Raw genomic sequence first — 12935 nt, 5'->3', positions numbered from 1 at the left:
AAATTGCGGCATTTTTTATCAAAAATGCCCTGTTTTAGCTGGCCGGCGGCAAAATTTAAAACTGTGACGCAGCGCTAACTATTTGAATCACAATCCTCAAAAATCCCCCTCGTCCAGCCTTTAACCAAAAAAGTTTGATGCACATCAATTTTGGTATGACCAAATAACCTCACATGCTATTCTGGCTTTAGATAGCAGGTTTATTTTAAGCGAACCCTATGTATTCTAAGGATATTATTTGTTTACCCTTGGATAACAATTGGTTCACATTTAGGGGGTTATTTTGACAACGCCAAAGAAAAAAATCGTTATTGTCGGCGGTGGCGCCGGTGGTCTGGAACTGGCGACCAGCCTGGGCCATAAGCTCGGCCGCAAGCACAAAGCCGAGATCACGCTGGTGGACCGTAACCACAGCCATTTGTGGAAACCTTTGCTGCATGAAGTAGCAACCGGTTCCCTTGATGACGGCGTGGACGCGCTGAGCTACCTGGCGCACGCGCGCAATCACAATTTCAGCTTCCAACTGGGCTCGCTGACCAACATTAACCGTGAAACCCAAACGCTGCAGTTGGCGCAAATCTGCGACGAGCAGGGTGAAGAACTGGTGCCTGAGCGCGAGTTGCCTTACGACATTCTGGTTATGGCGCTGGGCAGCACCTCGAACGATTTCGGTACCGCAGGCGTAAAAGATCACTGTATCTTCCTGGATAACCCGCATCAGGCACGTCGTTTCCACAATGAAATGCTGAACCTGTTCCTGAAGTTCTCGGCGCAGCAGGGGCAGAAAGGGCGGGTGAACATCGCCATCGTCGGCGGTGGCGCCACCGGCGTGGAACTTTCCGCCGAGCTGCACAATGCGGTGAAACAGCTGCACAGCTATGGTTTCGAAGGCCTGGACAACAGCGCGTTGAACGTGACTCTGGTAGAGGCGGGCGAGCGCATTCTGCCGGCGTTGCCGCCGCGCATTTCCGCCGCTGCGCACCAGGAACTGAACAAACTCGGCGTGCGCGTACTGACCAACACCATGGTCACCAGCGCGGACGCCAACGGCCTGAATACCAAGGGCGGCGAATTTATCGATGCCGATCTGATGGTATGGGCGGCCGGCATCAAGGCGCCGGACTTTATGAAAGACATCGCCGGGCTGGAAACCAACCGGATTAACCAGCTGGTGGTGGAGCCGACGCTGCAGACCACGCGCGATCCTAACATTTTCGCCATCGGTGACTGTGCTTCCTGCCCGAAAGAAGGTGGTGGTTTTGTGCCGCCTCGCGCCCAATCGGCGCACCAGATGGCGTCACGTTGCTTCACCAACATTCTGGCGCTGATGAACGGCCAGACGCTGAAACCTTACGTGTATAAAGACCACGGTTCTCTGGTCTCGCTGTCCCGCTTCAGCACCGTCGGCAGCCTGATGGGCAACCTGATGCGCGGTTCGATGATGGTCGAAGGGCGTATCGCGCGCTTCGTCTATATTTCGCTGTACCGCATGCATCAGGTCGCTCTGCATGGCTACATCAAAACCGGTCTGATGATGCTGGTTGGCGGTATCAACCGGGTGATCCGCCCGCGTCTGAAAATGCACTAAAAGCTGCAGTTAACGACTCACCCACGCCGGTTCGCCCGCGTGGGTTTTTTTATGCCTGCGCCAGGCTGCATCGGCCATTGCGGGATTAGCGACCAGCATAAAATTTCGGCGGCATGGGTAAAATTCTTAAGATTCCTCCTAAACACCGGGGAGATGCGTGATTTCCAGCATCTTTGGTCACATTGTCTTATTGCGGGGATCCGGAACATTGTGCAGACTTTATCTCGTTTACAGACGGCGCGTCGCGCACGCCGTAAACCGGGATACCACGTGCCGCCCATGCGCAAAATAATAAGCGCGGCGCAATTGTAGGTAGCGTTCCCGGTGCAAATGCGTGGTAACACTTTCAGGAGGATTTCCTGTGAACAAGTCAATGTTAGCCGGAATTGGGATTGGTATTGCAGCCGCTCTGGGTATTGCCGCGGTGGCAAGCATGGATGTGTTTTCTTCCGGTCCGCAATTTGCGCAGGTGCTCGCCGCAACGCCGATCAAAGAAACCATCAAAACCCCTCGTCAGGAATGCCGCAATGTGACCGTCACACACCGTGCGCCGGTGCAGGATGAAAACCGCATCGCCGGTTCCGTGTTGGGTGCGGTAGCCGGTGGCGTGATTGGTCATCAGTTTGGCGGCGGTCGCGGTCGTGACGTAGCGACAGTAGTGGGTGCGCTGGGTGGCGGTTATGCCGGTAATCAGGTGCAGGGGGCGATGCAAAGTAACGACACTACCACCAGCACGCAGCAGCGTTGCAAAACGGTCTACGACAAATCACAGAAAATGCTGGGTTACGATGTGACCTACAAGATTGGCAATCAGCAGGGCAAGATCCGTATGGATCACGATCCCGGCACCCAGATCCCGCTGGATAAAAGCGGCCAACTGGTGCTGAACAAAGCCTGATCACAGTTTAAGAATTAAACCCGCGGACAGTGTTAGTTCTGATCGTTTAACGCAGTTAAGCGAGCGGCATTAACATTGACGCGGGTTTCTGCTTTATAACGCCGCCGCTTTGCCTCGAGCCGGTACCAACGGCATCTTTTACGCTAATGTATCCGTGCGATTTCCCAGGGCATAACTTCAATAATGCGGCAATATTTGTTATATTATTGTGCAATTGAGCGGGTGTTATGGCGCCATGCCGCACCGGCCAAGCCTGAGATTTTGGTCTCCCGGAGACAGAGATAAAGACATGCTAGATTTCCGCTTTCCGACAGCATTGCAAATGGTACTTAGCGTAGCCTTGGCTGAAAAGCAGGGCCTGCGTTCGACCAGCGCGATCCTTGCCGCCGGTCTGGAAGCCAACCCCAGTTTTATCCGCAAGCTGATGGTACCGTTGACCAAAAATGGCATCATCGTTTCCACGCTGGGCCGTAACGGCTCGATTCACCTTGGCCGCCCTGTGGAAGAGATCACCCTGCGGGACATCTATTTGTCCGTCATTGACGATAAACGCATCTGGGCTGCGCGGCCGGAAGGGCCTGCCCGCTGCCTGGTCAGCGCCAATGCCTGCTGGTATTTCAAGTCGGTGGTGAATGAGGCTGAAGAGGCATCGCTGGCGGTGCTGGAGCGCCATACGGTTGCGGATGCGTTGGCCGAGTTGGAGCGTGGCGATAAGCGTAGTTGCGCGGAATACGTGGCGGAAACGGCGAAACTCGCGGAGGCTGCGGATAAATAATCTGCGGTGTTGATGCAAAGAGAAAGGTCGGGGTGAGCCCGACCTTTTTTTATGCCTGCCGCGGCCGGCAGGCGAACTTTTATGCCGTTTGCTGCTGTGCTTTACGCGTCACCATGCGGCGCAGGGTCACGTAGAACACCGGCGTCAGGAATAACCCGAACAGCGTCACGCCCAGCATGCCGGCAAACACCGTGATACCGGTCACGCCGCGCACTTCGGCACCGGCACCGTGGCCCAGAATCAACGGGATGGTGCCGGCAATAAATGCGATGGAGGTCATTACGATCGGTCGTAACCGCAGGCGACAAGCTTCCAGCGCCGCTTCCATAATGCCTTTGCCCTGCAACTCAAGCTCACGGGCGAACTCGACGATCAAAATGGCGTTCTTGCAGGCCAGCCCCATCAACACCACCAGCCCCACCTGCACGAACACATTGTTGTCACCGCCGGTCAGCCAGACGCCGAACAGCGCCGACAGCATGGTCATCGGCACAATAAGGATCACCGCCAGCGGCAGCGTCCAGCTTTCGTACAGCGCGGCCAACGCCAGGAACGCCAGCAGCACCGCCACCGGGAACACGATAATCGCCGCATTGCCCTGGGTCGACTGTTGGTAGCTCAGATCGGTCCACTGGATGTTCATGCCGTTCGGCAACAGTTTGGCGGCCATCGTCGTCAGCTCGCTCATTGCCTGCGTAGACGACAGGATGCGCGGATCGGCATCGCCAATCAGGTCCGCCGCCGGGAAGCCGTTATAACGGATCACCGGGTCCGGCCCGTAGGTGGTGCTGATGTTGACCATGCTGCCAATCGGCACCATTTCGCCCTTGTCGTTACGGGTGCGCAGGTTGGCGATGTCCTCCACGCTGTCGCGGAATTGACCGTCGGCCTGCGCGATGACTTGCCAGGTGCGGCCATAACGGTTGAAGTCATTGATGTAAGACGACCCCAGGTAAGTCTGTAGCGTGCTGAACAGCGCGTTAAGCGGCACACCCTGCGCCTTGGCTTTGTCGCGATCGATTTTCGCCTCCAACTGCGGCACGTTGGCCTGATAAGACGAGATCGGGAAACTCATGCCCGGCGTTTGCATGATGCTGCCCGACAGCGTGTTGATCGCGGTTTGCAGCGCGCCATATCCGAGACCGGCGCGATCCTGGACATACAGCGAATAACCGGAACCTTGCCCGATACCGAGAATTGGCGGCGGCATGATCGAGAAGGCGAACCCTTCCTGAATCTGCGAGATGCGCGCATTGATCTCGGCGTTGATCTGCGCCGCGCTGCGGGTGCGGGTGCTTAAAGATTCAAGCGCGAAGAACACGGTGCCGGTATTGGGCGTATTGGTAAACTGCAATGCATTCAGCCCCGGGAAGGCCACCGCGTCTGTCACTCCGTCGACGCTCAGGCCGATGGCGCTCATTTTGCGGATCACCGCATCGGTACGCTCCAGCGACGCCCCCTCCGGCATTTTCACCCCGCCAATCAGGTAAAGCTTATCCTGCGTCGGGATAAACCCGCCGGGCACGGTTTTAAACATCACGCCCGCAGCGCACAACAACAGCACGTACACCACGAATACCGCACCGCGTTTGCCGAGCGCACGGGAAACCCCACGCTGATAGCGCTGCGAGCTGCTGGCAAAGAAGCGGTTGAACGGGCGGAACAGCCAACCGAACAGCCGATCAATCAGGCGCGATGGCATGTCCTTCGGCGCGCCGTGCGGTTTCAGCAGCAATGCTGCCAGCGCCGGCGACAGGGTCAGTGAGTTGATGGCCGAAATCACGGTCGAAATGGCGATGGTGACGGCGAACTGCTTATAGAATTGGCCGGTGACGCCGGACAAAAATGCCATAGGTACGAACACTGCGCACAGCACTACCGCGATGGCGATAATCGGCCCGGACACTTCGCGCATTGCCTGGTGCGCCGCCGCCAGCGGCGATAAACCTTCCTCGATATTACGTTCGACGTTTTCCACCACCACGATGGCGTCATCGACCACGATACCGATCGCCAGCACCAGCCCGAACAGGCTAAGCGTATTGAGCGAGAAGCCCAGCAGGTACAGCGCGGCGAAGGTACCGACGATGGAAATAGGCACCGCCAGCAGCGGGATGATAGAGGCGCGCCAGGTTTGCAGGAACAGGATCACCACCAGCACCACCAGCAGCACCGCTTCGAGCAGGGTATCTACCACCGCGCGGATCGAATCGCGTACGAACACCGTCGGGTCGTACGGCGATTTCCAGCTCATGCCATCCGGGAAGCGGGTCGACAGCTCGGCCATTTTGGCCCGCACCGCGTCGGACAGCTCGATGGCGTTAGCGCCTGGAGCCTGGAAGATACCGATCCCGACCGCATCCTTATTATTGAGCTGGGCGCGCAGCGCATAACTGCCGGACCCCATTTCAATGCGCGCCACGTCGCGCAGACGCACTATCTCGCCGTTATCGCCGCTCTTGAGGATAATATTGCCGAACTCTTCCTCGTTTTGCAGACGGCCCTGGGCGTTAATGGAGAGCAGATAATCGCTGCGCGTTGGCATCGGTTCCGCGCCCAGTTGGCCGGCGGAAACCTGCACGTTCTGCTCCTGCATGGCGGTGACCACGTCAGAGGCTGTCAGCCCGCGAGAGGCGACCTTATTGGGATCCAGCCAGACGCGCATGGCGTATTCACCGGCGCCGAAAATCTGCACCTGGCCGACGCCTGGCAGGCGCGCCAACTCATCTTTGACCTTCAGGGTGGCGTAGTTACGCAGATACAGTGAGTCGTATTTACCGGAAGGGGAAACCAGATGCACCACCAGCGTCAGGGCCGGGGACTGCTTCTGCGTGGTGACCCCTTGGCGACGCACGTCTTCGGGCAGGCGAGCCTCGGCCTGCGCCACGCGGTTTTGCACCTGTACCTGCGCCTGATCGGGATCGGTACCCGGGCGGAAGGTGACGGTGGTCACCAGCACGCCGTCAGAACCGGCCACCGATTTCATATACATCATGTGTTCGACGCCGTTGATTGCCTCTTCCAGCGGCGTAGCCACGGTTTCGGCAATCTCTTTCGGGTTGGCGCCCGGGTATTGGGCGCGCACTTGCACGCTCGGAGGCACGACGTCCGGGTATTCACTGATCGGCAACAGCGGAATCGCAATAACGCCACCGACGAAAATCAGGATCGACAGCACTGCGGCAAAGATCGGCCGGTCGATGAAAAAACGGGAAAAGTCCATGGGTCAGGGTTCTCTGCTGGTGGCTTAGTTGACTGCGGAAGCGGGCGTGTTGGCTGCCATCACGACGGTTTTCGCATTGACCGGCATCCCTGACATAAACACTTTCTGCATGCCGTCGACGATCACCCGATCGCCCGCCGCCAGGCCTTTCTGCACGATGCGCAATCCATCCGCCACGCGGCCTACTTCGATATCGCGCCGCTGCGCCTTGCCGTCCTTATCGACGACATAAACGAATTTGCGGTCCTGATCGGTCATCACCGACTTATCGTCGATCAGCATGGCATTGAACTCGGCGCTGCCGGGCATCTGCACCCGTGCAAACAGCCCTGGCGTGAAGCGGCGCTCGTGGTTTTCGAGCTGGGCGCGCATGCGAATGGTGCCGGTGCCGGCATTCAACTGGTTATCGGTAAAATCGACAACGCCCTGATGCGGGTAGCCGTCTTCACCCACCAGGCCGACCTTGACCGGCAATTTCGCCTGCGGATCCTGGCTGCGTTGGCCGTCGCGCGCCATGTTCTGGTAACGCAGGAAGGTGGCTTCATCAACGTCGAAATAGACATAGACCTTATCGAGCGACACCAACGTAGTGAGCACGCTGGCGCCATCACCGGTGGTGACCAGGTTACCGGCGGTGATCATGGCGCGGCTGGCGCGCCCGTCGATCGGGGCGGTCACACGGGTAAAATCGAGGTTAAGCTGCGCGATATCGAGCTGAGCCTGGGCTGCCAGTACGTTGCTTTGCGCCTGTGCGGCGGAGGACCTGCGCTGTTCCCACACCTCGGTCGAGATCGCCTGGGTGCCGACCAGTTTCTCGGTACGACTGGATTCACTGCGGGCCAACGCCGCCTGATTACGCGCTCGTACCAGCTCGGCCTGGGCCTGTTCACGGGCTGCGCGGTAGGTGCGATCGTCGATGGTGAACAGTATCTGGCCTTTTTTTACCTCATCGCCTTCGGTGTAATTCACCTTATCGATATAGCCGGAAACCCGCGGGCGTAGCTGTACGCTTTGCACCGCTTCGATCCGGCCGTTAAAGGCGTCCCACTGGCTGATGGGTTTTATTACCACGTTAGCGGCGCTGACGGCCGGTGGCGGGGGAGCCGCATTTTGAGCGACGCTGTTGTCGCACCCTGCCAGCAGGGCGACCAGCAGCGCTACCGCTGAAAGGCGCGTGCTGAAACCGATGCTGTGAGCGTTAAACAATGAGTTTGGCTGGCTTGGCATTATTTTTATTCCATGGGTGAGCGCGGTCAGGCCATACACCCGGCCCTGTTATCCGGGTAACGTCCCTGGCCTGTGACCGGCGGCAGAGCGGTTGTGTCGTTCATCGGCACAACGTTAGGTTTTGAAACACATTGTTGTCACATTAATGTATTAATATCGGTTACATTAACTGGGTGGATTATAGAAGCGCCCACCCGATAAATGCAATAATAAAAATTGCATTTAATGCGAAACTGCTGCAACGTAGTGATATCGGGCAGCGGACTTACCTGCCAATGTCATGGGAGCGTCAGCATGAACAGCACGGGTTTTATTACTGATTTGATTGAATGGATTGACAACAATCTGGAAGAGAAGCTGGATATCAATACCGTGGCGGACCGCGCGGGATATTCCAAATGGCACCTGCAGCGCATGTTCAAACGCCAAACCGGCTACGCGTTGGGGGAGTATATCCGCATGCAGAAGCTGAAGGTTTCCGCAGAGCGCCTGGCCAACAGCGGCGAGCCTATCGTCAGCGTGGCGATATCACTCGGCTTTGACTCGCAGCAATCCTTCAATCGCAGTTTTAAACGCCAATTCGGCCAGACCCCGGGCGACTGGCGCCGCGCCGTGATGCAGCCGCAGATCGCCGCTAGCCGCGCACACTGAGGCGGATTGCAGTGACTAGTCCTGGCATAGGTTGACAGTTTTATGTCTGTAAAACGCCTGATGCAGTGCCTCGGGCGTTTTGTCAAACCCTGTCGAGGCTTCTCACCCCTCCCGGAGGGGGATTTATAAAGCAAAAAAGCCTGGACGCGAATCCAGGCTTTCTCTTCAAAATATGGCGGTGAGGGAGGGGTTCGAACCCTCGATACACTTACGCGTATACACACTTTCCAGGCGTGCTCCTTCAGCCACTCAGACACCTCACCGTATTTTTTCGTTGCGTACTCATTGGTGCAACGGGGCGCTACTATAGGGAGTGGGGGCGAACCGGTCAAGCATAATTTCTGCGTTTCGGCGCGTCCGCTCACGCGCTGCTCAGTTTGTTGAAAACTGCGGCAAACCCTATGGACGGCTAGATTTCCCTTGTATGGCGGTGACTGGCTCTGGCATAGGCTGACACTTTTATGTCTGTAAAACGCGATGCGTTTTGCCAAACCTTGTCGAGGCTTCTCACCCCTCTCTGCGGGGTGATTTATAAAAGCAAAAAAGCCTGAACTTGCGTTCAGGCTTTCTCTTCAGAATATGGCGGTGAGAGAGGGGTTCGAACCCTCGATACACTTACGCGTATACACACTTTCCAGGCGTGCTCCTTCAGCCACTCAGACACCTCACCGTTTTGTAGCATCGCCAACGCATTGCGCTGTCGACGGGCGCTAATGTAGGAGAATCTGATCTCAGCGTCAACCCTCTTGTGACATAACAATGACTGTTTAGCTAAAGTTGCAGCAATTTGCTGATTTACCGAGCGATAAACCACTGGCCAACGTATGTCTGAGGGGGTAATAACGGCGCTGAATTATCTAACAGGATAATGTTTGAGCACCTTGGTATACATTAGCTCAATATACCAGCAGCAAAGCCTTATGCTGTGCTGTTATATGCATTAATACTGGATTATTAGTCATATGTATCGCTAAATAGATCGCTGCTGACGCGGAGGATTTGGCAAGGAATATCACACCGCCGCGCAGGTTGCCGGGCCATACGCCGGCGATAACGCAGACAGGGACTGAACACTTAAAATAACAGACTCGACGCATTTCAACTGGCAGCCGGCGGCGCTGCGGCTTGAAATACGACGTGCATCATGCAGCAGAGGTTCACTTTGACTCCATCGGACTCCATGCCGGCGGCGCATCAGCGCCACGCCATTCCCCCGGGCGCCGGGGCACTGTTTTTTATCCAAATCTTCGCCACGCTGGGTTTTGCCGTGCTGTACTCCACGCTGGTGCTCTATGCCACCAAACGCCTGGGCTTTAGCGAGGGCAGCGCTAACGCCATGATGGGCGTGTTCGGCGCCTTCAACTATGGGCTGCATATGTTCGGCGGTTACCTGGGCGGGCGGTTTCTGAGTAATCGGAACCTGTTCGTATTGGGTATGGTATTGCAGGTGATTGGCTGTGCGCTGATTGCCGTGGCGGGCGTTTGGGGCCTGTACTGGGGATTGGCGATGTTCCTGACCGGTAGCGGGCTGAACGTCACCTGCATCAATATGATGCTCACCCAGCGCTTCAAACCGGATGACGATCGGCGCGAATCGGCGTTTTTGTGGAACTACGCCGGGATGAACCTTGGCTTCTTTGTCGGTTTTACCGTGGCCGGCTATTTCCAGTTGAGCGAAAACTACCGCGCGCTGTTCCTGTTTGCCACGTTGGGCAATGCGGCGGCGATTATCGTCGCCGTCAGCCGTTGGCGCATTCTGGCCGATCTCAACACACCGCTGCATGACGCCAGCCGTGCGCAATACCGCTGGCGTATGCTGGTGGGGCTGGCAGTACTGGTGGTGCTGGTGCCCATTATCCGGGTGATGCTGACCCATGCGGAATTCAGCGGCCACTTTGTGATTGGCCTCGGCGTACTGATTTTCCTGATGCTGAGCGTGGTCACACTGCGTCACCACCCGCGTACAGAGCGCCGTCGCATGGTGGCCTATCTGATTCTGGCGCTGGGCTCATTGGTATTCTGGGCGTTGTACCAGTTGGCGCCTATGGGGCTGATGCTGTTTTCCGAGCACAATATCAACCTGAACGTCTACGGTATTCAGGTCGCTCCGCAATGGATCCAGAATATCAACACGCTGGTGATTGTGGTGGGTGGGCCGCTGATGGCCTGGTGGTTTAACCGCTTGCGAGCTCGCGGCTGCAATATCGATATCCCGTTGCAATTCTCCGGCTCGTTGTTCTGCATCGGGTTGGGCATGCTGGTGCTGCCGTTGGGCATTAGCCTGGCCGGCGGCGACGGGCTGGTGGCGTTTAAATGGATCGCAATCAGCTACATACTGCAGAGCATTGGCGAACTGATGATTTCCCCGATCGGCTACGCGATGATCGGCAAGTTGGCGCCACCGCGTTATCAGGGCGTCATGATGGGCTGCTGGATGATGGTCACCGGCGTCGCTTCGGTGTTGGCGGGCTACGTCTCCGGCCTGATGCCGGAAAACAGCGGCAGCACTCCGGCGCTGACCAACCCCGGCTACAGTGAAATATTCAGCGCGCTGGGTTGGGGGGCGGCGGGCGTTGGCATGGTGATGTTGATCCTGATCCCGCTGCTGCGCCGGTTGATAAGGCACGACTCTCCTGTCGTTGCCTGAGATCCCCGCAGGTCAAAAAACAGCCCCACTGGTCGGGGCTGTTTTCGTTTTTGGCTTTAGCGCTTGCATCTGTCGGCGAATCGCGGAAGTCTGGATGGAAATGCATAAAAAACAGACGGAGCCTGACCGATGAACATCATTTATTACCACCCTTTATTTAACGCCCAGGATTGGTTGACAGGCATCAAACAGCGTCTGCCGCAGGCCAAGGTTCGCGAATGGCAACCCGGCGACGATCGCCCGGCGGATTATGCGCTGGCGTGGCGTCCGCCGCAGGAGATGCTGGCTAACCGCCGGCAACTGAAAGGGGTGTTTGCCCTGGGGGCCGGCGTAGATGCCATTCTCGAGCAAGAGCGCCTGCATCCCGGCACGTTACCTGCTGGCGTCCCGCTGCTGCGCCTGGAAGATACCGGCATGGCGCAACAGATGCAGGAATATGCGTTGAGCTATGTGCTGCGTTATTTCCGTCGTTTCGACGAATACCAATTGCTGCAACAGCAGCAAAAATGGCAGCCGCTCGAGCCCCATCAACAGGATAATTTCACCATTGGCATCCTCGGTGCAGGCGTGCTGGGGAAAAGCGTGGCGCAAAAGCTGGTGGAGTTCGGTTTTAACGTACGCTGCTGGAGCCGCAGCCCCAAGCAGATCGATGGCGTTGAGAGTTTTGCCGGCGCGGAGCAGCGCATTGCGTTTCTCGAGGGCACTCGGTTGCTGATCAACTTGTTGCCCAACACGCCGGAAACCGCCGGTATCCTCAATCGCCACCTGTTTGCGCACTTGGTGCCGGGAGCCTATCTGATCAACATCGCCCGCGGTGCGCATCTGGTTGAGGACGATCTCTTGCAGGCGCTGGAGCAGGGGCAGATTGCCGCCGCCACCCTGGATGTGTTCGTAAACGAGCCGCTGCCGCAAACCCATCCGTTCTGGCGTCATCCGCGTGTCACCATTACCCCGCATATTGCTGCCATCACCTTGCCGGAACAGGCGATGGACCAGATAGCGGCCAACATCCGCGCTCTAGAGGCCGGGCAAACGCCGGCAGGGGTGGTGGATGTGCAACTTGGCTACTGACCTTTCGGTGACTCACCTGCTAAGCTAACAAGAAACCCGGCCTGCCGCCGTCCCTTTGGCAGGCCGCCAGAAGGAGAAATAATGTACCCTGTTGATTTGCATATGCACACCGTTGCCAGCACCCACGCCTACAGCACGCTGCATGATTACATCGTCGAAGCCCATCAAAAGGGCATCAAACTGTTCGCCATCACCGATCACGGCCCGGATATGGCCGATGCGCCGCATTACTGGCACTTTATGAACATGCGCGTCTGGCCGCGCCTGGTGGATGGCGTAGGGATCCTGCGCGGTATCGAGGCCAACATCAAAAACCTGCAGGGCGATATCGACTGCACCGGGCCGATGTTGAACGAAGTCGACGTGATTATCGCCGGTTTCCACGAGCCGGTGTTTGCGCCGCAAGACAAGGCGGCCAATACCGAAGCGATGATTGCCGCGATGGCGCAAGGGGATGTGCACATTATCAGCCACCCCGGCAACCCGAGGTATCCGATCGACATCGCGGCGGTCGCCGCAGCGGCTGCGCAGTATGAAGTGGCGCTGGAGCTGAATAACTCGTCATTCACCCATTCACGCAAGGGCAGCGAGGATAATTGCCGGGCGATTGCCGCCGCGGTGCGTGATGCTGGCGGTTGGTTGGCGCTGGGTTCGGATTCGCATATCGCTTTCTCACTCGGTGGCTTCGAGCACTGTGAGCGCATCATCGCTGAAGTGGAATTCCCGCAGGCACGGATCCTCAACGTCAGCCCACGGCGCTTGCTGGACTTTCTCGAGCGGCGCGGCAAGCCGGCGATTGCGGAATTGGCCGATTTGTGACATCGTCCCGGCAAATTTTCCGTATTGTATAAGGCA

General features: G+C 57.3%; 9 protein-coding genes and 2 tRNA genes. 7 read left to right on the top strand and 4 right to left on the bottom strand.

All coding sequences use genetic code 11. From position 1 onward, the window contains the following. Positions 1 to 283: 283 nt before the first annotated feature. The 3 genes from D4100_RS04840 to D4100_RS04830 all read left to right on the top strand — a co-directional run bounded on the left by D4100_RS04840 (position 284) and on the right by D4100_RS04830 (position 3261). Positions 284 to 1588: an NAD(P)/FAD-dependent oxidoreductase gene (locus D4100_RS04840; RefSeq protein ID WP_119803326.1), complete on the top strand. Its 1305-nt coding sequence runs from the start codon at positions 284 to 286 to the stop codon at positions 1586 to 1588. 361 nt (positions 1589 to 1949) lie between these two features. After that, positions 1950 to 2486 carry a glycine zipper 2TM domain-containing protein gene (locus tag D4100_RS04835; protein WP_199685653.1) on the top strand — a complete coding sequence of 179 codons (537 nt, stop codon included), beginning with the start codon at positions 1950 to 1952 and terminating at the stop codon, positions 2484 to 2486. A 289-nt stretch (positions 2487 to 2775) separates the two neighbouring features. Further along, on the top strand, positions 2776 to 3261 hold the full coding sequence (locus tag D4100_RS04830; RefSeq protein WP_006322456.1) for an RrF2 family transcriptional regulator: 486 nt from the start codon (positions 2776 to 2778) through the stop codon (positions 3259 to 3261). 79 nt (positions 3262 to 3340) lie between these two features. Here the strand turns inward: D4100_RS04830 and sdeB are convergent, their stop codons facing one another. After that, positions 3341 to 6484, bottom strand: coding sequence for a multidrug efflux RND transporter permease subunit SdeB (gene sdeB / locus D4100_RS04825; RefSeq protein ID WP_006322455.1), 3144 nt, complete (start codon positions 6482 to 6484; stop codon positions 3341 to 3343). A gap of 24 nt (positions 6485 to 6508) precedes the next feature. Next, a complete protein-coding gene (locus D4100_RS04820) occupies positions 6509 to 7711 on the bottom strand; it encodes an efflux RND transporter periplasmic adaptor subunit (RefSeq protein WP_006322454.1) in 1203 nt (400 codons plus the stop codon). A gap of 294 nt (positions 7712 to 8005) precedes the next feature. Here D4100_RS04820 and D4100_RS04815 point away from each other — a divergent pair, with 294 nt between their 5' ends. Then, positions 8006 to 8362 carry a helix-turn-helix domain-containing protein gene (locus D4100_RS04815; RefSeq protein ID WP_004943090.1) on the top strand — a complete coding sequence of 119 codons (357 nt, stop codon included), beginning with the start codon at positions 8006 to 8008 and terminating at the stop codon, positions 8360 to 8362. A 173-nt stretch (positions 8363 to 8535) separates the two neighbouring features. Here D4100_RS04815 and D4100_RS04810 read toward each other — a convergent pair. Together D4100_RS04810 and D4100_RS04805 are read right to left on the bottom strand one after the other, a co-directional pair. Then, a tRNA-Ser gene (locus D4100_RS04810) sits at positions 8536 to 8625 on the bottom strand. A gap of 317 nt (positions 8626 to 8942) precedes the next feature. Then, positions 8943 to 9032, bottom strand: a tRNA-Ser gene (locus tag D4100_RS04805). Between the two features lie 510 nt (positions 9033 to 9542). Between D4100_RS04805 and D4100_RS04800 the strand changes: the two genes are divergently transcribed. The 3 genes from D4100_RS04800 to D4100_RS04790 all read left to right on the top strand — a co-directional run bounded on the left by D4100_RS04800 (position 9543) and on the right by D4100_RS04790 (position 12899). Further along, positions 9543 to 11009, top strand: coding sequence for a peptide MFS transporter (locus tag D4100_RS04800; RefSeq protein WP_119803322.1), 1467 nt, complete (start codon positions 9543 to 9545; stop codon positions 11007 to 11009). 129 nt (positions 11010 to 11138) lie between these two features. Next, positions 11139 to 12080, top strand: a complete 942-nt coding sequence (gene ghrA / locus D4100_RS04795; RefSeq protein ID WP_006317286.1) for a glyoxylate/hydroxypyruvate reductase GhrA — start codon at positions 11139 to 11141, stop codon at positions 12078 to 12080. Between the two features lie 81 nt (positions 12081 to 12161). Then, a complete protein-coding gene (locus D4100_RS04790; protein ID WP_006317285.1) occupies positions 12162 to 12899 on the top strand; it encodes a phosphatase in 738 nt (245 codons plus the stop codon). The last annotated feature ends 36 nt before the right edge of the window (positions 12900 to 12935 follow it).

Origin of the sequence: Serratia inhibens, from assembly GCF_003591175.1 — a bacterium.
Taxonomy (GTDB): Bacteria; Pseudomonadota; Gammaproteobacteria; order Enterobacterales; family Enterobacteriaceae; genus Serratia; species Serratia inhibens.
This window is presented reverse-complemented; position numbering and strand designations above follow the sequence as displayed.